The sequence below is a fragment of the Streptomyces sp. CNQ329 genome, assembly GCF_000482585.1.
This window is the reverse complement of sequence record NZ_AXVU01000021.1, coordinates 107052-128766: the sequence shown is the minus strand read 5'-3', so window position 1 is coordinate 128766 and position 21715 is coordinate 107052. Positions and strand designations below refer to the sequence as shown.

Genomic DNA, 21715 nt, shown 5'->3' with positions numbered 1-21715 from the left:
CCCCGGCACCGGCCCCACCGCGGCCCGGCACTCCCCGGCACCGGCCCCACCGCGGCCCGGCACTCCCCGACACCGGCCCCACCGCGGCCCGGCCCCACCGCAACCCGGCACTCCCCGGCACCGGCTCCCCGGCACCGGTACCGCCCGCGGCCCGGACCCGATGGCCTTCACGCGCGTTCCGCGTCGAACGCCTGGGCGACGGCGAGGCTGTCCTCGTAGACGTGGTGCCGGGTGACGAGGCCGTCCTCGACGGTGAGATGGAGGGCGAACCGCGCGCGGTACGGGCGGCCGGTGGGGCGGGCGGTCTGGCGGATCTCGCCGAGGACGACGGCGTCGTCCCCGTCGACGAGGATGCGTTCGACGGTGGTCGCCGCTTCCTCGGGTACGTGGAAATCGGCGATCCCACGGTAGTGGTCCGCGGCATCGGCGCGGGTGGAACGGTGCCGGATCCAAGGGGTGGCGGAGCGACCGTGTTCGGCTTCGGGCCAGTCGAGCGCCCAGTCGGCCCCGTCGGCGTACAGCTCGGCGATGCGCTCGGGATCGCCCTCGCCGATCCTGCGCAGCAGTTCCTGAACGACGGCGCGCGTGCTGGTGGACACGGGTACTCCTTTGCCTCTTCGTCTCGTTGCCTCGGTCCGCGTCCCGGTTCCGCGGGGAGACCGCAAGCTTGCCCGGGAGGGAGAGGGCGGGGCCATTACCTCGGACGTAAGGGGGCGGGGCGGTGGCGAACAAGCACCGGGCCGTGATGCTTCGAGAATTCCACGGGATGGGGTTACGCCTTTCCCTCGGATCTGGCATCTGAGGTACCCGTAGAGGAAATCATCAGTCCTCGCGAAATCCCTGCCCAGCCCTCTGACGGCGGATCCGAATCGCACGGCCGGATGGTGATCATTATCCTCTGTCCGATGAGTATCCTGCTCGCCACAAGGCGTGTGAGAGCAGAGGAGAAAATGCCGTGAAGCAATGGACTCATTTCTCCGTGACCGCCGAGACCCGGCGCCTGTGGAGAATCACGTTCGACAGCCCGCCGATCAACCTGGTCAGCCCGGAGATGCTACTCGACATGCCGAAGCTGGTCGACAAGATGGACGCCGAGAACGAGCTGCGGGTGGCGGTATTCGAGTCGGCGAACCCCGACTACTTCCTGAACCACTACGACAGCTCCCGAGTCTCCGAGACCCCCACGGAACCGGGCGCGAGCGGAAACCCGCTGCTGATCGACACCACCATGCGCCTGTCACGACTGCCCGTCGTCTCGATCGCAAAGATCCGGGGGCGGGTCAGGGGAGTGGGCAGCGAGCTGACCCAGGCGATGGACATGCGTTTCGCCAGTGAACGGGCGCTCTTCTGCCAGCCCGAGGCCGCCAACGGCAACCTTCCCGGCGGCGGCGGCCTGGAGCATCTCCCCCGGCTACTCGGCCGCGCCCGCGCGCTGGAGGTGGCCCTGTCCAGCGATGACACCCGGGCGAACTGGCCGAGCGGTACGGCTGGGTCAACCGCACGGCCCCGGACGGGGAACTCGACGTCCTCGTCGACACGCTCGCCCGCCGCATCGCCTCTTTCGACAAGGAGTCGATCGCCGCGGTAAAGCAGCAGGTCAACCGGCACACGCTGCCGTCCGCAGAGGACCTGCAGTCCTCCTACGACCTCTACATGCACTCCTTCGACTGGCCCGGCTCCCAGCGCAGGCTCCCGGCCGCGCTCGCCGCAGGACGCAATCAGCCGGGCGACTACGAACTGCGCCTGGGCTACCACCTCGGACGCCAGCCAGAGGGGGACACCGGGTGACGTCGTTGCGGCTGCCGACCGTCAGCAGGGCGGGGGCGGGGGCGGGGCGCCGCGGCCAGGACGCTACGGGGCTCCGCGTCGGCTGCTGGTCCGTCGGGTGCGCTGGCCGGGGGCGGAGGGCCGGCGGCGGGTGGGGCTTGGTGGGCGGGCCCGCTACATGGGACTCAAACGCCCAGGCGACCCGACTTTCGCCCACCCACGTACACCCGCCGGCTCTCCCGTTGCGGCGCCGCAGCCGCCGGCGTCTCCCCTCTCAGCAAAGACCGCGCTTCTCGCGTTCGGCTTCGATCAGCCCCTCCATGAGTTCCTCCGGGTCCACCGTGTATTCGGTGTCGTCGAGGGCGTCGTAGTCCTGGGTGCTCAGCGGGACGCCCAGCCCGGCGAGTTCGGCGGCCAGTTGCGTGAACGCGATGCGCTCGTCGGGCTCGTCCTGGTAGCGCGCCGCCTCGGCGGCGGCGCCCTCGGTCAGGGTGCGGCCGACCAGGCCCCAGAAAGTGAACTCGGTGTCCAGCTCTATGAGATGCCACGGGCGGTCCGCGGGTTCGTCCGGGTGCAGCCAGTAGCCAACCCACCCCTTTCCGCCCTTCGCCACGAGCTTGACGTACTTGGCCATCTCCGCGGCTCCGGCGTTGACAGCCTGCATCTCCGGGTTCGCGCGTTCCCCTTTGCTCTGATAGCTGGTGTCCAGGAGCGGCTGGACCTCTCCCGCCTCGAAGAAGTCGAGGTCGAGAAGGTGGGTGAAGTCGGTGCGGCCTTCCCACTGCGCCTCCAGCAGCACGCGCAGATCGTCCGGTACGGGCCGGCCGTCCAGCCGCTCGCGGGAGAACTCGGCGAGCCGTTCGTCGTACATGAGCCCTCTCAGAGGTCGAGGCAAGATCCTCGCGGCAACGTAACAGCGGTGTCTGACAAGGGGTTGGGGCCGCGCGCGACTGCCGTCCGCTCCCGTGATCCGGACTCAGCACAGGCCCCAGGCGCGCCCGCGGAGACGCCCCGGCCCGGCGCGCCGTCGCTGTCCGCGCCCGCGAAGGGGCTCAGCCGGCCGGCCGGGTCGGGGCCGTCGCCGGTGGCCAGGATCGCAGGGCCATGTCGGCCACCTGCCGGAGTTCGTCGTACGTGGCGCCACTGGCGGCCTGGACGGCGATGCCGTTCGCCACGGCCATCAGGTAACGGGCGAGCGCGCCGGGATCCGTGTCCGGGGGGAGGTCGCCTTCCTCCACGGCTCGCCTGAGCCGGTCGCGGAGATGGGACGTGTACTCGTTGCGCCAGTCGGCGAGGGTGTCGCGGGCGTTGCGTCCCGGTTCACCGGCGGCGAGGGACCCCTGGACGCCGAGGCATCCGGCGGGGCAGTCGGGCTGGGTGGTGGCCCTGGCGGAGCCGTGGAGGAACGCGTCGGCCACTTGGCGGGAGGTCGGCTCCCCCAGGGCTCTCGCCGCGTACGAGGCGGGGCCCTCGGTGTAACGCTCCAGGGCCTTGCGGAACAGCTCCTCCTTGTTGCCGAAGGCCGCGTACATGCTCGTGCGGTTGATGCCCATGGCGCTGGTCAGGTCGGTGAGGCTGGCTCCCTCGTAGCCCTGCCGCCAGAAGACCCGCATGGCGCGTTCAAGGGCTCGATCGGCATCGAAGCCCCTCGGCCGGCCGATCGGTCCCTTCCGCCGTGTCTCCATGCCCTCGATCGTACCTCTTTTGCATCGATCGGTACGGAAGCGGTACCGTCTTGTTCCGTACCGATCGATGCATAAATCAAGGAAGGTCTTCGCGCGCATGGGGAAGCTTGAAGGCAAGACCGCAGTCGTCACCGGCGGCAGCACCGGGATCGGCCTCGCGACCGCGAAGCGACTCGCAGCCGAAGGCGCACACGTCTTCCTCACCGGCCGGCGCGAACCCGAGCTGGAGAAAGTCGCCGCCGCCATCGGCAACGCCACCGCTGTACCCGGCGACGTCAGCGTCGCGGCCGACGTGGAACGCCTGTACAGGCACGTACGGGAGCACGGCCAGGGGCTGGACGTGCTGTTCGCCAACGCGGGCATCAACCACATCGCGCCATTGGACGACCTCACCGAAGACATGCACGACGCGATCTTCGACACCAACGTCAAGGGCACCTTCCTCACCGTGCAGAAGGCCCTCCCGCTGCTCAACGACGGCGCCTCCGTGATCCTCACCGCCTCCACCGCCGCCGAGGGGGGCGCGGCGGGCATGAGCGCCTACGGCGCATCGAAGGCGGCCGTACGTGCCTACGCCCGCGCCTGGGCAGACGAACTGGGCGGCCGGGGCGTCCGGGTCAACGTCATCTCGCCGGGCCCCGTCGACACCTCGATGTGGGACAAGGCTTTCGGCGATCGCGCGAAGGAGATGATGGATACCGTCGCGGCCGGCCTGCCCCCCAAGCGGGTCGGAGACCCGGACGAAGTCGCCGCCGCCGTGGCCTTCCTCGCGTCACCGGAGAGCAGTTTCGTCTACGGCGCCAACCTCTACGTCGACGGCGGCATGAACCAGATCTGACGAACCCCCTCCGGCACGCGCAGAGGCGAACCACCGGACGCTCGCCGCAGCCCGGTGCCCAGGACCGCGGGCCCGGCGTGCCGGGCACGTGGCTTTCGGCCGGCCGGGGGCAGGTTTCGTGTCTGCGTGTTGTCCACGGCTGGGTGAAGGGGGGATGTCTCGCGGAACCTGTGGCGGCCGAGCTACCGATGGCGCCGGCGAGCCACCGGGAGGGACGGGGCACAGCGCGTGAGAACGGCTGCCCGGGCTGGTGCGGCCATCGGGCGGAGAACCGGGCCCGGCGCACAAGTCCGTCGGCGAGGGCGAGTTGACGGCGTTCGGCGACGCGGCGGTAGAGGCCCGCGGCATCGGCGCGGGTGGGACGGTTCCGGATCCAGGGCGTGGCGGGGCGGCCGTGCTCGGCCTCGGGCATTCCGGGCAGCGGCGCTGCCCGGCCCGGGTGCACGCGAGCGAGCAAAAGTCGAGCCTAGAGCCCGTTTTGCCCCGGCTTACAGAGGGGGTTACCGCAAGTTACAGCCAGATTCGTCCGCTACGGAATCCGGGCGACGGCACCCGGGCGGACAGGGGCGCCGGCGACGAGGGGTACCCCACCCCGGCGGGAAGACCGACCGACGAGGCACCGCGGCGCCGAGGGCGGGGCCGGGAACCCGGTGGCCAACCCCAGGGCCGCCGGGGCCTGCCCGTGACCGGAGGGAGCAGGGTTCCGGTCAAGGGCCCCGTCCATCCGGGCACGTCAGCAACCGGAGTGGGCCCGGCGCCGGTGATGCGGCCCCGACTCCGGGGCCACTCGGCGACCGGGCGGCCCCCACTCCCGGCGACCCGACCCCCGTCCGCCGGAAAGCCTCGGCGATCGGGCAGATCCGACTCCGGCCTCCCGGCCCTCCGTCGACAGGGCTCTGCATCCGTAGCCCTGCCGGAGGGTGCCCGCTCCCCCTGGGCCACCCTTAGCTGCCGGTCTGTCACGGGCCGGAGTCCGGAGTCAAGGGTGGGGCGAAGCCCCATCGCGCAGCGACGCCCCCGCAGCGAAGCGGAGGGAGCGCCCTTGACGCCGGACGCAGGCCCGACAATCAACAAGCGGGGTGGCCCGGGGGGAGCCCCCACGACACCGCCCCACCCCGACACCGACCCCACCGGACCGGCGCCTCCCTCACGGACGGGCGCCCACCCCGACGCCGGCATACCCGTACACCGGCCCGCTCAGCGAACCCACGGCCCACCCCGGACGCGTACCCCCGCACCCGCCTCACGCATACGACGCACCAGCCGCCGACGCCAGTGACCCGGCCCCACTGTCAGAGCAGGCGCCTACCCTTGGGCGGGAGTGAGGGGACGTACAGGTCTGCGCGAACACGACCGCCCACCCCGACGCCGGCCCCACCGACATCGGCCCACCCCACGGGGCACCGTCCACCCCGACACGGGCCCCGCCGGCGCCCGCCTCCGGCACCGCCGACCACCCGCCCCGACCCCGACACCCCGCACCCGCGCCGCCCTCACGGACGGGCGCCCACCCCGACACGGACCCCCCGCACACCGGCCTACGCACGGGCCGGACCAGCCACGTTGCCGCCCGGACCGTACTCGGGGTGCAGCCCTGGGGCCGGCCCCGCGTCCGGGATCTTGAACGTTGCCCAGACCGACTTCCCCGGGCCGTTGCGGGGCGAGGTGCCCCAGTCGTCGGCCAGGGCCTCGACCAGGAGCAGGCCCCGGCCGTGGTCGTCCGTGTCCGCGGGTGCGCACACGCGGGGCTCCCCGCCCCCGGCGTCGTGCACCTCCACCTGGACGACGTGCGGCTGCGCCGCCACCCGTACGAGGAACCGGCGGCCCACGGGCGTATGCCGTAGCGCGTTCGTCGCCAGCTCCGAGACGCATACCGCGATGTCGTCCGCCCGGTCCCCCGCGTCCACCACGCCGGCCACGAACTCGCGTGCCCTGCCTACCGAGCGGGCACTTCGTGCGAACATCCGCGCCTGCGTGGTCATGGTGCCTACCTCGTTCCGGGTGTTGCTGAGCCGTGGTCCCGTCCGCTTCCCCGTGCCCGCCGATTCGTCGGTTCTTCCGATGCCCTGACCGGGGATCTACTACGTTGCGTAAGTACAGCGTTGCCCTCCGTGCCGGTGAGCAACAGGTCTGCACGTCCCCCGCCGTGGCTGGGGAGGAACTGGGAGTCGCACTGTGTCTGCACGTCCACGCGAACTGACCCCCGACCGAAGCGCCCGACACCTTTTCGGCGCGAAGATGCGTGCCCACCGCATGCGCGCGGGCATGAGCCTCGAAGCGCTGAACGACGTCGTGAACATCAGCCGCAGCCATCTGGCCCGCATCGAGACGGCGGAGGCCATGCCGCCGCCGGATCTGCCGCCGCGGCTGGATGCGGCGTTCGGCACGGACGGGATCTTCCAGGAGCTGTACAAGCTGGCGGCGAAGGAGATCCACCCCGATCAGTTCAAGCGCCTTATGGAACTTGAGGCCCGCGCGCAGGTGATCGCGGAGTTCAGCGCTCAGATCGTGCCGGGTCGCCTGCAGACGGAGGACTATGCCCGCGCCCAGTTCAGGCAGGCGAATCCGTGGGCGCCGGAAGAGAAAATCGAGGAACTGGTCACCGCGCGGCTGAGTCGGCAATCGGTGCTTGCCTCGCACACGTTGCTGGACTATTCGGCCGTGCTTGACGAGGCAATGCTCCGCCGCGGCTTCGGCGGGCCGGAAGTGATGCGGGTGCAGCTCGAACGCCTCGCAGAGCTGACACTCACCCGGACGACCACGGTCCAGGTCGTCCCCTTCGAGGTCGGGGGACACGGGCTGGCCGGAGGCACTCTCCTGCTGATGACCATGGAGAGCGGTGCACGGTTCGCCTACGAAGAAGGCATCACGACGGGGACGTTGATGGAGGATCGCGAAAGCGTCCTCGAACGGCAGCGGGTATACGATCTGCTCAGGGTTTCTGCCCTGTCGCCGGATGAATCGGCGGCCTTTATCCGGTCCGTCATGGAGGTACTTCCGACATGAGCGCCACGCCTGACCTCTCCCGCGCGGAGTGGGTCAAGTCGAGCTACAGCGGTAACGGCGGTGCCAACTGTGTCGAGTGGGCTCCGGCCCACGTCACCTCAGGCGTCGTCCCCGTCCGTGACAGCAAGGACCCCCACGGCCCCACCCTCGCCTTCACCCCCTCCGCCTGGACCTCCTTCATCACCGCCGTCCAGCGCAACGAGTTCGGCGCCCTCTGACCCACCCTCGACCGGCCCCCGCCACCCCCGGCGGGGGCCGGTCGCACGCCCCCGAGAGGAGTCGCGATGCGCGCGGACGAGGTCGTCCCCCTGGGACGTACCGGGGTGTCCGTCACCCGTCTCGGGCTGGGGCTGGCCTCCATCGGAGGGCTGTTCGCGCCCGTGTCCGACGAAGACGCGGCGCGTACCGTCGACGCCGCCTGGGACGCGGGGGTGCGCCTCTACGACACCGCGCCCGTCTACGGGTACGGGCTGTCCGAGCGGCGCGCCGGTGCCGCGCTCGCGGCCCGGCCGCGCGGGGCGTACGCGCTGTGCACGAAGGTCGGCCGGCTCCTCGTGCCCGGCGGCACCGACACGCAGCCGATCTGGGCGGACCCGCCGCCCGGGGTGGGGCCGCGGCGGGACTACTCGTACGCGGGTGTCATGCGCTCGGTCGAGGACAGTCTGGGGCGGCTGGGGCTGGACCGGATCGACGTGCTGCACGTCCACGACCCGGACGAGGACTTCCCCGCCGCCGTCACGGACGCCTACCGGGCGCTGGCCGAACTCCGTGCGCGCGGCACGGTCGGCGCGGTGTCGATCGGCGTCAACCATGCGCCGGTGGCGGCGCGTTACCTTCGCGAGGTGGCGGCGCCGGGGCCCGACTGCGTGATGCTCGCGGGGCGCTACAACCTGCTGGACCACACGGGCCTCGACGAGTTGCTGCCGCTGTGCGCGGCGCGCGGCGTCGCGGTGCTGGTGGCGGGCGTCTACCAGTCCGGCCTGCTCACCGACCCCCGCCCGGACGCGCCCCACGGCTACACCACGATCCCGGCCGCTCTCGCCGGCCGTGTCACCGCCTGGCATGCCCTCTGCCGCCGCTACGGGATCGCTCCGGCCGCGGCGGCGATCGCCTTCCCGTTCGGGCACCGGGCGGTGACGGGCGTGGTGGTCGGCGCCCGCACGCCGGGGGAAGTGGCCGGCACGGCACGCGCGTTCGCACAGCCGGTCCCGGGGGACTTCTGGGCCACGGCCAGGTCCACGGGCCTGCTCCCTCCGGACGTCCCCGTCCCGCAGGGCTGATCGCCGGTCAGGTCCCGTCGTGGAGGCTGATGACGCGGCAGCGCGGACCGGGGGCGCGGGCGAGTCTTGCGCCGGAGGTCAGCAGCGGGGCGCCGAGTCCTTCGGCGAGGGCGACGGGAATGGCGTCGTAGGTACGCACGCTCCCGAGCTGCCGTACGTGCTCCAGCAGCGGCAGGTGGTCGTACCGGCGGAGGGGCAGGGTGCGGTAGTCGGTCACCGCCCGGATGGTTTTGTCCTCCGGGAGCGTCCCGGAACGCTCCAGGCGCAGCAGTACGGAGGCGACCTCGCTGTCGATGAGGGACGGGGCGCGGAGGAGGCTCTCGCCGGCCAGGTGGCGGGCGGCGGCCGTGCCCCGGGCGCCGGGGTCGACGAGCAGGTCGACCACGGCGGACGAGTCGACGACGATCAACGATGCTCCTCGTCCGCGAGCGCGGCGGTGTCCACGTCGGTGAGGTCGACCGAGGCGTGCCCGCACCGCGGGTCCGAGCCGATGGGGACGGGCCGGCGTTCGAGACGGCACCGCCGGCGCGGCGGCTCGCGCCTTCAGGGGGCGGGTGCCCCCGAGTGGCCGGCGTGCTGCGAAGGGAGCAGGCGCGGGTGTGTTGGTCTTCGAGGATGCAGCGGGCTGCCGATAGCGTCGTGGGGCGGCGTTTGTGCAGGCGCGGCGGGGTCGGCGCCGTGATGCGGCACGGGACACACCTGGGTGCGTGGCGAGGCGTGACATGGGGTTGTGGAGGCAGCCGTGGCGGAGTCACGGGACAACGAGCGGCTGGCCGGGCGCCTGGCAGCCGTGGGGGCGTTGGGGTTCGTGCTGATCATTCCACCGCTGCTGGCGCAGTTCGACCACGGGGACCGGGTCTTCGGGGTCCCGGTCATCTGGGCGTACCTGTATCTCGTCTGGGCGATCGTGATCGGCCTGGTCGCCGTCATCGGCGCCAGATCAAGGTAGTGCCGTGCTCCGGACCGAGGTCATCGTCGCTGTTTCGGTGGCGTACCTCGGTCTGCTCTTCGGTGTGGCCTTCTACGCCGACCGGAGGGCGGACGCCGGCCGGAGCCTGATCAACAGCGGCACGGTCTACGCCCTGTCCCTCGCGGTGTACGAGACCGCATGGGCGCTCTACGGCAACGTGGGCGGGGCCGCGAGGACCGGTCCCGGGTTCCTGGGCGTCTATCTGGGGCCGGTGCTCATGCTCGCGCTCGGCTGGCCGGTGCTGCGCAGGATCATCCGGATCAGCCGCCGGCATCGCGTCACGTCACTGGCCGACTTCGTCTCCGCCCGCTACGGCAAGAGCGCGGTGCTGGGCGGTCTGGTCACGATCATCGCCGTGGTGGGGATCGTCCCCTACATCTCGCTCCAGCTCAAAGCGGTCTCCAACGCCTTCGAGATCCTCCGCCGGCATCCTGAGATCGCCGCTTCCTCGGAGCTGGGCCAGGTACCGCTGCTCCGGGACACCGGGCTGTACGCGGCGCTGCTGCTCGCCGCGTTCACGATTCTCTTCGGCACCCGCCACCTGGACACCGCCGAACGCCACGAGGGTCTGGTCGCCGCCGTCGCGTTCGAGTCGGTGGTCAAGGTCGCGGCGCTCCTCGCGGTCGGGATCTTCGTGATCTTCGGGGTCTTCCAGGGGTTCGGCGACCTGTTCTCCCAGGCGGCGCGCGCCGACTTCACCCAGTTGTTCTCCCTGCGCGAGCACACCAGCTACGGCACGTGGGTCTGGCTCACGGTGCTGTCCATGCTGTCGATCGTGCTGCTGCCCCGGCAGTGGCAGGTGACTTTTGTCGAGAACGTGGACGAGAAGCACCTCAAACGCGCGATGTGGCTGTTCCCGCTGTACCTGCTCGCCAACACGTTCTTCGTGCTTCCGCTCGCGGCAGGCGGCCTTCTGCGGCTCGGGCAGACCACCGACGCCGACGCCTACGTGCTGGCCCTCCCGATGTCGGAAGGCCAGGAGGCGCTGGCGCTGCTCGTCTTCATCGGCGGCCTCAGCGCGGGCACCGCCATGATCACCGTCGAGGCCATCGCACTCAGCACCATGGTGTCCAACTCCCTCGTGATGCCGCTGATGCTGCGCGCGAAGTCCCGGCTGGCCCGTCGGGACGATCTCACCGGCCTGGTACTGGGCATCCGCAGGACGACCATCGTGCTGATCCTGCTGCTCGGCTACGCGTACTTCCGGCTCGCGGGTGAGGGGCGGGCGCTGGCGTCGTTCGGACTGGTGTCGTTCGCGGCCGTGGCACAGTTCGCGCCCGCGATCATCGGCGGCCTGTTCTGGAAGGACGGCACGCGCTGGGGTGTGCTGGTGGGTCTTGTGGCGGGGTTCGTCATGTGGACGTACACCTTGCTGCTGCCGAGCTTCGCCGAGTCCGGGCTGCTGACCGAGTCGTTCCTGCGTGAGGGCCCGCTCGGCATCGAGTTGCTCCGGCCGCAGCGGTTGTTCGGCCTGGCGGGGCTGGACCCGGTCAGCCATGCGATGTTCTGGAGCGCGCTGGTCAACATCGGCGGGTACGTCGCCGTCTCACTCGCCGGCCGGCCGAGCGCCGCCGAGCGGGCACAGGCGGTGCAGTTCGTCGACATCCTCGCGGAGCCCGCCAGGGAGCAGCGCTGGCAGGCCCGTGCCACGGTCGGCGCCCTGCGGACGATGCTGGAGCGCTTCCTCGGGCGGGAGGGCGCCGAGCAGGCGGTGCGCGCCACCCCGGGGATGAAGCCCTACGCTCCGGAAGCCGACGCGCCCCCGGAGCTGATCCATCACGCGGAGTCCCTGCTCTCCAGCACCGTCGGTGCGGCGTCCGCGCGGCTCGCGGTCGACGCGGTGGTCGGACAGGAACCGGTCCGCACCGACGAGGTGATGGAGATGCTCGGCGAGGCGTCGCAGCGGGTCGAGGTGGTCCGGCGACGGCTGGAGTTCCTCTACGACGCGACCAGCAGCATCGGAACCACCCTCGATGTCACCCATACGGCCGAGGAGCTGGCCCAGGTCGCGGTCCCGGGCTTCGCCGACTATGCCACCGTCGACCTGCCCGAGGCCGTGGTGCGCGGTGACGAACCCGGGATGAACGGCGGCGGCACCGGCGACACGGGCCCGCGGATACAGCGCATGGCCGTCAGCGGTATCCGGGAAGACCCCCCTTTCTTTCCCATCGGCGAACTGATCACGTACGCGCCGTCCTCGCTACCCGCCCGCAGCATCGAGACAGGGCAGGCGATCCTGGTGCCCCGGCTGCACGACTCCCGGGGGTGGCAGGAGGTCGATTACGCACGGGCCTCCCGCATCCTGGAGTACGGAGTCCACTCGCTGATCACGGCGCCGCTGCGCGCCCGCGGTGTGCTGCTGGGTGTCGTCAACTTCTGGCGCGCGGAGAAACCCGAGCCCTTCGAGCAGGACGACCTCTCCCTCGCGAGCGAACTGGCCGCCCACGCCGCCGTGTCCCTCGACAACGCCCGCCGCTACACCCGCGAGCACGGCATGGCCGTGGCCCTTCAGCGCAGCCTGCTGCCGCGCACCCTGCCCGAACAGCACGCCGTCGAGGTCGCCTACCGCTACCTCCCCGCGCAGGAAGGCGTCGGCGGCGACTGGTTCGACGTGATCCCCCTGTCCGGCGCCCGCGTCGCGCTGGTGATGGGCGACGTCGTCGGACACGGCCTGCACGCCGCCGCCACCATGGGACGGCTGCGCACCGCCGTCCACAGCTTCTCCTCCCTCGATCCACCGCCCCAGGAACTCCTCGGCCACCTCGACGAGCTGGTCACCCGCACCGAGCAGGAAGCCGTCGCGGCCGGCTTCGAGAGCACCATCACCGGCGCCACCTGCCTGTACGCCGTCTACGACTCCGTGACCCACCGCTGCGCCATCGCCAGAGCCGGCCACCCGGCACCCGCCCTCGCCCACCCCGACGGCACCGTGGAGTTCCTGGACGTACCCTCGGGCCTCCCCCTGGGCATCGGCGGACTGCCCTTCGAGTTCGCCGAAGTGCATCTGCCGGAGAACAGCAGACTCATCCTGTTCACCGACGGCCTCGTCGAACGCCGCGACCAGGACATCGACACCGGACTCGACGTGCTCCGCCAGACCCTCGAAGGCGCCGACCGGACCCCCGAGGAGACCTGCGACGCCGTCCTCGACGCGCTCCTCCCGCCCATCCAGAGCGACGACATCGCCCTGCTCGTCGCCCGGACCCGCGTCCTGGGGAGCGAACAGGTCGCCCAGTGGGACATCGAGTCCGACCCCGCGGCCGTCCGCCGCGTACGCGCCGCCGTCTCCGCGCTCCTCGCGGAATGGGGGCTGGAGATCCTCCAGGAGACGACCGAGCTGATCCTCAGCGAACTGATCACCAACGCCATCCGTCACGGCGTCGGGCCCATCAAGGTACGGCTGCTGCGCGACCACACGCTCACCTGCGAGGTCTACGATCACAGCCTCACCTCACCCCACCTGCGCTACGCCGCCACCACGGACGAAGGCGGACGGGGTCTCTTCCTCGTCGCCCAGCTCACCTCACGCTGGGGCACGCGCTACACCGAAGACGGCAAAGTCATCTGGGCGGAACAGACCACACCGGACACACCCGGCCACTGACCGGTCGGGCCCGCGGGACGGACCCTCTCAACCCGCCGGCGGGTGAGCAGGCCGGTGCGGGGCCCGAGTCGCCCGGTGTCGGTCGCCCCCCGCACCGGCCCGCAGCGGCAGGACGCCTTCCCGGATCAGGTCAGTCTGCCGGTGATGCCGTGTGCTCAGGGCGGTCGGCTTGCGGGAGGCGCAGGGCGAGGAGGGCGACGTCGTCGGCGTTGTCGGGGACGAGACCGGCGAGGAGTTCGTCGCATAAGTCGTCGGGTGTCTCGCGGGCGAGGGCCGCGGCGTGCTGGCGCAGGCGGGTGAGGCTGCGGTCGAGGGTCTCGCCCCGGCGTTCGATGAGCCCGTCGGTGTAGAGCAGGAGAGTGGACTGGGCGGGCAGGGGCTCGGTGGCGCTGGTGCGGGACAGTTCGGTGCTGGCGCCGAGGAGGTGGCTGCGCCCGCCTTCGAGGTAGCGGGTGTCGCCGTCGTGGGTGATCAGGAGTGGCGGGGGGTGGCCGGCGACGGCGAAGTTGAGCTCCCAGGGACCGGCCCCGGATCCGTTGATGACGGCGAAGATGCAGGTGGCGGTGGTCCCGGGGTAGAGGGTGTGCTGGGCCACGTCCATCCGGTGCAGGATCCTCTCGGGGGGTTCCTGGCGGTCGCTGGCGATGCCGCGGAGCATGTTGCGCAGTTGGCTCATGGTGACGGCGGCTTTGAGGTCGTGGCCGGTGACGTCGCCGATGATCAGCGTGATGCTGCCGGTGGGCAGCACGAAGCTGTCGTACCAGTCCCCGCCGACCTCGGCGGTGGTGTGCGAGGGGGAGTAGCGGGCCGCCATCTGCAGGTCGCCGGCGAGGGGCAGCTCGGGCAGCAGCGAACGCTGGAGGCGTTCGGCGATCCGCTGACGCTGGCGGTGCAGACGCGCGTTGTCGATGGCGAGGCCGATCCGCTGGACCAGGTCTTCGATGAGGGGCAGGTCGTGCTCGGTCAGCGGAGGGTGGTCTCCCGAGCGGCTGACGGAAAGGGCGCCGATGGCCTCCCTCCGGGCCCGCAGCGGGGCGATGACGGCGCTGGTGGCGCCCGCGCCGAGTCCGGCCTCCCCCTCGTGCGAGGTTTCCCGGCCGCCGGGGGTGAGGTCACTCCCCGTCAGCAGCAGAGGGCCGGCGCCGCGTAGCGCGCGTACCAGGGGATCGGCGGCCGGCCCCGGCGGCAGGGGCAGGAAGGCATGCTCCTCGTGCGGCTGCGGACCGCTGTCCGTACGGGAGGCGCAGAACCGCTCGATCCGGCCCTTGTCGGCCAGCAGGTCGATGGCGCACCAGTCACCCAGCCGGCGGGCCATGATCCGGGTGGCCCGACGCAGCCCCTCGTTCATCTCCAGGGTCCCGGCCAGCGCCGCATTGATGTCGGCAAGCACCGTCAGCCGGTCAAGCGCCTGCTGAAGGAGCGCATCGACGTCGTACTCGTCCACCTTGTGGCCTTTCCCCCGATGGACCGCCCCGACCGTCACCGTGCCGCGAATACCGCCGTCTGGCCCATCGCTCTCGCCCGGCAGGGGTCCCCGGCGACGCTCTGCGGCGGTAGGGCGGGCCGCCGTCTGCCCTGCGGGCGCCGCGGCCCGCCCGGAGAAGCCGTTCTTCCCGGTGCGGGCGCCGGGTGGCGTGTGAGCGTCCGGAGGGCCGCCGGCCGTCCGGCCCGGACCGTACGCTGACGCCTCGTCAGTCACGTTCGCCGTCTTCGTCGTCCCGCGGCGGGTTCCGGGTCTCCTGGGCCAGCCGGCGGGTGAGCAGGCGGCGCGGGCCCGGTCCGGTGTCGCCGAGGACGTCGTCGCGGTTGCGGAGCAGGCAGCGCTCCAGCGACAGGCAGCCGCATCCGATGCAGTCGGTCAGCCGGTCCCGTAGCCGCACCATCTGGTCGATGCGGATGTCGAGTTCGTCACGCCACGCCGCCGACAGCCGGGCCCAGTCCTCCTGCGTCGGCGTGCGCTCGTCGGGGAGCGTCCGCAGCGCCTCGGCGATCGTGCGCAGCGGGATGCCCACCCGTTGCGCGGTGCGGATGAACGCGACGCGGCGCAGCGTGTCGCGGCTGAAGCGGCGCTGGTTGCCAGGGGTGCGGCGGCTGCGGATGAGGCCCTTGCCCTCGTAGAAGTGCAGGGCCGTGACGGCGACGCCGGAGCGGGCGGCGAGCTGGCCGACCGTGAGTTCCTTCGCGTCGAAGGGCGGCTTGTCCATGGGCGTCAGGCTAGCCCTTGACCTCGACAATGGTCGAGGTTCAAGACTTGCCGCCATGACCACTGCCGGCACCTCGGAACAGCGGGGACAGCGGCGCAGGTGGCTCGGGCTCGCCGTGCTCGTGCTGCCCGCGCTGCTCGCCTCCCTCGAACTGACCGTCACCAACCTCGCCCTGCCCGCCATCGGCCGCGACCTCTCCGCCGGCAGCACCCACCTGCTGTGGACCGTCGACATCTACGCCTTCCTCCTCGCCGGCTCCCTCATCACCATGGGCGTCCTCGGCGACCGCGTCGGCCGCCGCCGGCTGCTGCTGTACGGGGCCGCCGGGTACGGCGCCGCCTCGCTGCTCGCCGCGTACTCCGTGAACGCGGAGATGCTCATCGCCGCCCGCGCGCTCATGGGCGTCGCCGGCGCCACCCTCATGCCCTCGACACTGGCGCTGGCGGCGGCGCTCTTCCCCCGGCCGCGGGAGCGGACGACGGCCATCGGGGTCATCGTGGCCGGCGTCTCGGCGGGCACGGCGATCGGGCCGCTGGTGGGCGGGTGGCTGCTGGAGCGGTTCTGGTGGGGCTCGGCGTTCCTGCTGGGCGTCCCCGTGATGGCGGTGCTGCTGGTGCTGCTGCCCGTGCTGCTGCCGGAGTCGCGCGGCCCGGCGGGGCGGCGGGTGGACGTGCTCAGCTCGCTGCTGTCGCTCGGTGCGGTGCTGCCGGTGGTCTACGGGCTGAAGCAGATCGCCGCCGAGGGCGCCGGGGCGGTGCCGGTGGGGGCGGTGGCGGCGGGGGTGCTGGTGGCGGTGGCGTTCGTGCGCCGGCAGCGGGCGCTCGCGGACCCGTTCGTCGACCTCCGTCTCTTCGCCGACCGTACGCTCGCCACGGCCGCGGCGACGCTGGCCGCCGGGATCTTCGTGCTGTGGGGCTCCAACTACGCGCTCGCGCAGTACCTCCAGCTCGTCGAAGGGCTGTCGCCGCTGGACGCGGGGCTGTGGACGGCGCCGTCCGCGCTCGGCGTCATCGCCGGCTCCATGCTGGCGCCGCGGCTGGCCCGCCGGTACGCGCCCGCGCGGATCATCGGCGCCGGGCTGGGGCTCTCGGCGGCCGGGTACGGGGTGCTGACGCAGACCGGCGGCGCGCACGCGCTGCCGGTGCTCGTCACGGGTGCGGTGATCGTGTCCGCGGGGCTGGGGCCGATGATGGCGCTGGCCACCGACATGGTCGTCGGCGCGGCCCCGCCGGAACGGCAGGGCGCGGCGGCGGCGATCTCCTCCACGGCGCCGCAGTTGGGCGGCGCGCTGGGCATCGCGCTGCTGGGCAGCGTGATCACGGCGGTCTACCGGGGCCGTACGGACGGCGCGGTCCCCGACGGCGTACCGGCGGAGGCGGCGGGGGCGTTCGGGGACGACCTGAGCGCGGCGGTCACAGCGGCGGAGCGGCTGCCGGGACCGGCCGCGGACGAGTTGCTGACCGCGGCACGGGAGGCGTTCGAGACGGGCTTCCAGGTGGCGGCGGGGGTGTGCGCGGCACTGACGGTGGCGACGGCGGCGCTGGTGACACTGGTGGGCGTACGAGGGCGGAAAGACACCGCGGCCGACGGGTGACGGTCACACTGCGAGGGGGTGCCGTCGACGGGACGGGCGGCCGTATGCGCGACGGGTGCGGTCGGCGGCAGCGGGTGCGGGTGACCACGGCCGCGGTGCACGCGCGGCCGTGGTCGCCGGTGACCGTCACCCACTCGCCGCCGCCGGTCGGCCGCCCGCCGCAGGTGGCGCACTCCGTGGTCCGCCGCCCAGGCGGCGGCGTCACGGGCCCGCGCGGGGGTGTCGGCGCTGAGGTTCGCCACCGTACGGCCCGTGAGCGCCCCGGCGACGTCCGCGCGCCGCAGCACGGTGTCGGCGGCGTCGTCGTCCACGACGCACACGACGGTCAGGTCGCTCGCGGCCACCGCCTCGGCGGCGGACACCGGAGCCGCCCCGGCTCCCTGACCACCTCCGTGCCGCGGGTCTTCGTGCTGCGCGTCCGTCTCCAGCGCCTCGCCGCCCGGCGGCGGCGTGCCAAGTACCCACAAAAAGGTGGGTACGCCGGACAGCGAAAAGGCCCGCCACCGGTGGCGGGCCCGGGATCACGTGCGGGCAGGAGGCCGGCACGGTGCGGGTGGCGAGTCGGGAAGAACCGGTTTCCGGTGCTCCGCGGGGGCGTTCGGCGTGCCGGCGCCCCCGCGGACCGGGATGCGTCAGTCGATGCGGACCGGGCCCTGCTTGGCGCCCTGACCCGCGAAGTTGCATATCGACGGGGCCATCACGTGCGACGGGCTGGACCAGCCTGCGCACTGGTAGCTGGAGTGGCCGTACCAGTCGTGGCCGAACTCGTGCGCCGCGAGCAGCGCGTCGTCGTTCACGCCGCCCAGGAACAGCGCGATGCGCTGGCCCTGACCCCAGTTGCAGCCGACGATGTTGCCACCGCCACCGCAGTCGGTGATGTAGCTGTTGCGGCACTCCACGGGGGTGTCGCTGCCGCTGGTCTGGTTCAGGTTCGCCCAGGCCGCGGCGCCCTGGCCGATGACGCCGGCGGCGCCGCTGCAGGACGAGGTGAGGTGGTAGGCGCGGTCGGTCGGGACCGGCCAGGCCTGCACCCCGACGTCGCCGGCCTGCGGGCCCTTGGCCTTACCGGCCACGAGCGCTTCGAACTCCTCCGCGGTGATGCCGTGGCCCTCGCCGAGTTCGCCGGCGGCGTGGTCGGCGTGCTCGTGCGCGGACGCCTCGACAGCGGTACGGGCCTCGGGCGCGGGCGCCGCCTGCGCACCCGGACCGACGACGGCGGCGGCCATGGCCGCGATGCCCACGAAGACGGATCTCAGGAGTACCTTGCTCCGCATGAAGTGCTCCTCGGTTGGTGGGGGATGGGGCGGCGCGCCGCCCCCTCTCACAGATCGCACGTCTGCGGACCGAGAACAATCCGGGAAACGGTAGGTAGGGGCCACGTATTAATTGCCGGCGGGCCTCTGCCCCGCGGTGGGCGCCGCCTCAGCGGCCTCCGCCGCCTCCGCGGCCCCCGCCACCTCCGCGGCCCCCGCCACCTCCGCCCGCGAGCCGACCTGGAGCTTGCGCAGCAGCTTCGCCACGTGCTGCTCGACGGTGCGCGGGGACAGATACAGCACGCCGGCGATCTGCCGGTTGGTGTGGCCGAGCGCCACAAGCCGGGCGACCTCGCGTTCGCGCGGGGAGAGCTGGTCGCCGTAGCCGCGGCGGCCACGGCGGGACGGGAGCGGGACGTTGTTGCCGCGCAGCACGCGACGGCAGCGGGCGGCGTCGCGGACGGCGCCGAGGTCGGCGAACTGCTGGGCGAGCACGGCGAGTTCACGGGCGGGATCGGAGGCGGGCCCGGGGGTCGGACCGGGGCCGTACGCCGGGTCGCGCTCAGGACCGTACGCGGCACCGCGCCCCGGACCGTACGCGGGATCGGCGGCGCCGCCCTCGCCCCCGGCCGTCCCTCCGCGGCGAGCCGCCAGCCGGCACCGCGCCGCCGCCTCACCCGCCCGTGCCGCCGAGTACGGCTGCGGCAGGGCCCCGTACGCCCGTTGCGCCGCCGTGAACGCCCCCGCCGCCTCCCCGGGCCGCCCGTGTCCCGCCGCCACGATCCCCCGGCACGCCAGCAGCGCCGCCGCCGCCAGCGGCGCGTCCCGGCCCGCGATGCCCTCCGCGAGCTCCGCCGTGACCTCCGCCGCCGCCCGCAGCTCCCCGCTCCGTACGAGGGCCGCGACCGCCGGCGGCGCCAGGTCGCCCGCCCACGGCCAGATGCCCTTGCGCCGGATCCGCGCCAGCCCGCGCTCCGCCTCCGTCCGCGCCCGCTCCGGCTCACCGCGGGCCGCCAGCAGCCGGGTCATGGCGCCGGAGGCGGTGGCGAGTATCGGCGCGGGCGCGTTGCGCGGGTCGGCGAGCCCGGCCGCGCCCAGCTCCGCCGCCGCCTCGTCCCACTCGCCCAGTGCCGACGCCAGCAGGCCCAGCACCAGGTGCGCGTCGGCGGCGATGCTGGAGACGCCGTGCACCGCGTCGAGGGTGTGCCGGCACCGTTGCGCGAGCCCGCGCCAGCGGCCCGCGTACCACTCCAGCCGCAGCGCCGTGCCCTCCACGATGCCTTCGAGGTACGCCGCCCCGCACTCCGCCGCCAGCCGCCGCCCCTCGCCGCGGTAGCGCTGCGCCGCCTGGTAGCGGCCCAGGCAGGCGGCGGCGTCGGCGAAGTTGCCGCAGGCGCGGGCGACCTGGCGGCGGTGCGTGCCGGGGCCCGGACCGGCGATCAGATGCTCCGCCTCCGCCCAGACGGCGGGGTCGCCGAGGCTCATGCGCAGGGCCAGGTGGTTGCCGCGTACGGCGGTACGGACCGCGGGGTCGGACTCGTGCGCCACCAGCGCCTCCGCCCGTTCGATCCAGCCCTCGTAGATCTGCCGCGGATGATCGCCCCAACTGGGCATGGCGAGCGCCGCCATGCCGCGGGCGGCGAGCGCGGGCCGGCCGTGCAGCTCCGCCACGGCGACCTCGGTGTTGACCCGGCCCTCCTCGTAGCGGCCCGCCTGGTTGTACAGCAGGAGCCCGAGGTTGAGCCGGATCTCGCCGCGTACGCCCTCGGGGATGTGGCCGTCGCGGACGATGTCGTACAGCAGCGCGGTCGCCCGGTGGTGGGTGAGCCCGACCACGGCGTCGCGGCTGAGGTCGACGGCGATACGCGCACACTCGGGCCGCCCCAGGCGCCCGTCGGAGAGCAGTTCCTCCAGCACCCCCACGGCGAGCGCCAGATCGCCCATCTCGCGCGCGGAGCCGGCGGCGGCCTCGGCGTAGCGCTGCCACTGGGCCAGCTCGCCGCCGTGGTGCGCGTGGTACGCGAGCTGGATGAGGGGCTGCGGGTCCTCGGCGGCCAGGGCGCGCATCGCCTGCCGGTGGAGGCGGCGCCGGTCGGGGCCGAGGAGACCGGCGTAGACGGCCTGCTGGGCCAGGGCGTGGCGGAAGCCGTAGCGGTCCTCGCCCCACTCGAACAGGACGCCGGCCAGCAGCGCCTCGCGGACGGCCTCGGAGTCCGCCGGCCCGGCGGGCCGCCCGGGGGTGCCGCGGACGACGGCGGCGATGAGCGCCTCGCCGGCGGGCACGCGCAGGACGGAGGCGGCCCGTACGGCGTCGGCGGCCCCGGGGGAGAGCACGCTCATGCGGTCGGCGACGGCTTCCTGGAGGCGGGTGGGGACGGGAAGCTCGATAAGGGCGCGGTGTTCCGCGTCGGCGGGCAGGGCGCGTACGACCTCTTCGACCACGAAGGGGATGCCCGCGGTACGGCGGTGCAGTTCGGCGGCGAAGGCGGCGGAGGCGTCGGCCGGACTCCCGGTCAGGGCGGTGAACATGCCGCGTACGCCGTTCACGTCCAGGGGCCGCAGCGGAATGACGACGGCGGCGGTGCCGGGCGGCTGCCGGTACGCGCGGCCCAGCGGCAGCCCGCTGCCGGGCAGGTCCTCGCGGCGGTAACTGAGCACGACGGACAGCCCGCCGGGGGGATCGTCGACGAGGAAGCGCAGGAGGTCGCGGGTGCCGTCGTCGGTCCAGTGCAGATCCTCGACCACCATCACGGTCTCGCCCGCGGCGTCCAGCAGCGCCCGCACGGCCCGGAACAGCCGGTGCCGCCCGGCCCGCAGATCGCTGAGCAGCTCCGGCGCCGGGGGCAGCCGGTCGGCCAACTCGGGCAGATACGCCCGCAGCGCACCGCACACCGGGCTGAGCACGGTCGGCAGCCCGCCGTCCAGATGCCGCAGCAGATCGAACACGGGCCCGTACGGAAACGGCTCCCGCAGCGGCCGGCACCCCCCGAGCAGCACCCGCCGCCCCCGCACGGCGGGATCCCGCAGCGCCTCACGGATCAGCCGGGTCTTCCCGATCCCGGCCTCGCCCTCGACCATCACCACCGACGGCGACCGCCTGACGGCATCCACGAGCGCGCCCAACTCCCGCGCCCGACCGACCAGCACGGGCGCCTCCGCGGGGCGCGGAACGGTCACGGTCATGAGCGCCTCCGGCCGGTGGGGTCCAGCGACACGCCGGGCTGGGGTGGTGCGGGGCGCGTCGCGGGCGGCGACAGCGAGAAGGTAAGCCTCAGCCCACACCCCTAGCAAGACCGGCCGGTCACATCTGGCGGCCCTCATCGGTCATAGAGGGAGGACGGCACTTCACAGGCGACCGAGGGGGGACGCTGTGCGGCAACCGGGACATTTCCGTGCGCGATCGGCCGCGGCGGCGACGAACCGCAGCCGCCGGCGCCCGCGCCCCGGCCGCGCCGGGGAGAGCGTGGGTGGCGTGAGCCCACCGCCGGGGCCCCACGCCACCCCCCCCCACCCG

The 21715-nt window shown here is 73.0% G+C and carries 17 protein-coding genes and 3 pseudogenes; 9 read left to right on the top strand and 11 right to left on the bottom strand.

Going from position 1 to position 21715, the window contains the following annotated elements:
- Positions 1 to 167 precede the first annotated feature (167 nt).
- Positions 168 to 599, bottom strand: a complete 432-nt coding sequence (locus I003_RS0116435) for a nuclear transport factor 2 family protein (RefSeq protein ID WP_027772524.1) — start codon at positions 597 to 599, stop codon at positions 168 to 170.
- A 356-nt stretch (positions 600 to 955) separates the two neighbouring features.
- Here I003_RS0116435 and I003_RS32390 point away from each other — a divergent pair, with 356 nt between their 5' ends.
- Positions 956 to 1588, top strand: coding sequence for an enoyl-CoA hydratase/isomerase family protein (locus I003_RS32390; protein WP_486584249.1), 633 nt, complete (start codon positions 956 to 958; stop codon positions 1586 to 1588).
- A gap of 65 nt (positions 1589 to 1653) precedes the next feature.
- Positions 1654 to 1788 carry a hypothetical protein gene (locus I003_RS36915; protein WP_486584248.1) on the top strand — a complete coding sequence of 45 codons (135 nt, stop codon included), beginning with the start codon at positions 1654 to 1656 and terminating at the stop codon, positions 1786 to 1788.
- Between the two features lie 253 nt (positions 1789 to 2041).
- Here the strand turns inward: I003_RS36915 and I003_RS0116425 are convergent, their stop codons facing one another.
- Both I003_RS0116425 and I003_RS0116420 read right to left on the bottom strand, forming a co-directional pair.
- A complete protein-coding gene (locus I003_RS0116425) occupies positions 2042 to 2638 on the bottom strand; it encodes a hypothetical protein (protein WP_027772523.1) in 597 nt (198 codons plus the stop codon).
- Positions 2639 to 2819: 181 nt separating this feature from the next.
- Entirely contained in the window at positions 2820 to 3452 is a 633-nt protein-coding gene (locus I003_RS0116420) for a TetR/AcrR family transcriptional regulator (RefSeq protein WP_027772522.1), read from the bottom strand.
- A gap of 97 nt (positions 3453 to 3549) precedes the next feature.
- Here I003_RS0116420 and I003_RS0116415 point away from each other — a divergent pair, with 97 nt between their 5' ends.
- Complete coding sequence (locus I003_RS0116415; RefSeq protein ID WP_027772521.1) at positions 3550 to 4290, top strand: glucose 1-dehydrogenase; 741 nt, start codon at positions 3550 to 3552, stop codon at positions 4288 to 4290.
- A 316-nt stretch (positions 4291 to 4606) separates the two neighbouring features.
- On the opposite strand, the pseudogene I003_RS36910 reads toward I003_RS0116415, so the two are convergent.
- A pseudogene (locus I003_RS36910) lies at positions 4607 to 4699 on the bottom strand (nuclear transport factor 2 family protein); the annotation flags it as partial.
- Positions 4700 to 5828: 1129 nt separating this feature from the next.
- The gene (locus I003_RS0116410) at positions 5829 to 6272 is read right to left on the bottom strand and encodes an ATP-binding protein (protein ID WP_027772520.1); all 444 of its coding nucleotides are present in this window, start codon (positions 6270 to 6272) and stop codon (positions 5829 to 5831) included.
- Between the two features lie 193 nt (positions 6273 to 6465).
- Here I003_RS0116410 and I003_RS0116405 point away from each other — a divergent pair, with 193 nt between their 5' ends.
- The 3 genes from I003_RS0116405 to I003_RS0116395 all read left to right on the top strand — a co-directional run bounded on the left by I003_RS0116405 (position 6466) and on the right by I003_RS0116395 (position 8576).
- Positions 6466 to 7296, top strand: coding sequence for a Scr1 family TA system antitoxin-like transcriptional regulator (locus I003_RS0116405; protein WP_027772519.1), 831 nt, complete (start codon positions 6466 to 6468; stop codon positions 7294 to 7296).
- Entirely contained in the window at positions 7293 to 7514 is a 222-nt protein-coding gene (locus tag I003_RS0116400) for a DUF397 domain-containing protein (protein WP_027772518.1), read from the top strand. Before I003_RS0116405 ends, I003_RS0116400 begins: the two co-directional genes overlap by 4 nt.
- A 66-nt stretch (positions 7515 to 7580) precedes the next feature.
- The gene (locus I003_RS0116395; RefSeq protein ID WP_027772517.1) at positions 7581 to 8576 is read left to right on the top strand and encodes an aldo/keto reductase; all 996 of its coding nucleotides are present in this window, start codon (positions 7581 to 7583) and stop codon (positions 8574 to 8576) included.
- A 7-nt stretch (positions 8577 to 8583) separates the two neighbouring features.
- On the opposite strand, the gene I003_RS0116390 is transcribed toward I003_RS0116395, so the two are convergent.
- Complete coding sequence (locus tag I003_RS0116390; protein WP_027772516.1) at positions 8584 to 8985, bottom strand: type II toxin-antitoxin system VapC family toxin; 402 nt, start codon at positions 8983 to 8985, stop codon at positions 8584 to 8586.
- A gap of 333 nt (positions 8986 to 9318) precedes the next feature.
- Here I003_RS0116390 and I003_RS0116385 point away from each other — a divergent pair, with 333 nt between their 5' ends.
- Complete coding sequence (locus I003_RS0116385; protein ID WP_027772515.1) at positions 9319 to 9525, top strand: hypothetical protein; 207 nt, start codon at positions 9319 to 9321, stop codon at positions 9523 to 9525.
- Between the two features lie 1918 nt (positions 9526 to 11443).
- Positions 11444 to 13150, top strand: a pseudogene (locus I003_RS34890) (SpoIIE family protein phosphatase); the annotation flags it as partial.
- Between the two features lie 130 nt (positions 13151 to 13280).
- Here I003_RS34890 and I003_RS32380 read toward each other — a convergent pair.
- Together I003_RS32380 and soxR are read right to left on the bottom strand one after the other, a co-directional pair.
- Complete coding sequence (locus I003_RS32380) at positions 13281 to 14594, bottom strand: GAF domain-containing SpoIIE family protein phosphatase (protein WP_051368271.1); 1314 nt, start codon at positions 14592 to 14594, stop codon at positions 13281 to 13283.
- A gap of 247 nt (positions 14595 to 14841) precedes the next feature.
- Positions 14842 to 15354: a redox-sensitive transcriptional activator SoxR gene (gene soxR / locus I003_RS0116370; RefSeq protein ID WP_027772514.1), complete on the bottom strand. Its 513-nt coding sequence runs from the start codon at positions 15352 to 15354 to the stop codon at positions 14842 to 14844.
- Between the two features lie 55 nt (positions 15355 to 15409).
- Here soxR and I003_RS0116365 point away from each other — a divergent pair, with 55 nt between their 5' ends.
- Positions 15410 to 16948: an MFS transporter gene (locus tag I003_RS0116365; RefSeq protein WP_027772513.1), complete on the top strand. Its 1539-nt coding sequence runs from the start codon at positions 15410 to 15412 to the stop codon at positions 16946 to 16948.
- Between the two features lie 161 nt (positions 16949 to 17109).
- Here I003_RS0116365 and I003_RS36905 read toward each other — a convergent pair.
- From I003_RS36905 to I003_RS0116355, 3 genes and pseudogenes are all read right to left on the bottom strand, one after another.
- A pseudogene (locus tag I003_RS36905) lies at positions 17110 to 17436 on the bottom strand (NAD(P)-dependent oxidoreductase); the annotation flags it as partial.
- 144 nt (positions 17437 to 17580) lie between these two features.
- On the bottom strand, positions 17581 to 18222 hold the full coding sequence (locus I003_RS0116360; protein ID WP_027772512.1) for a hypothetical protein: 642 nt from the start codon (positions 18220 to 18222) through the stop codon (positions 17581 to 17583).
- 108 nt (positions 18223 to 18330) lie between these two features.
- On the bottom strand, positions 18331 to 21384 hold the full coding sequence (locus tag I003_RS0116355) for a helix-turn-helix transcriptional regulator (protein WP_027772511.1): 3054 nt from the start codon (positions 21382 to 21384) through the stop codon (positions 18331 to 18333).
- Positions 21385 to 21715: the final 331 nt, after the last annotated feature.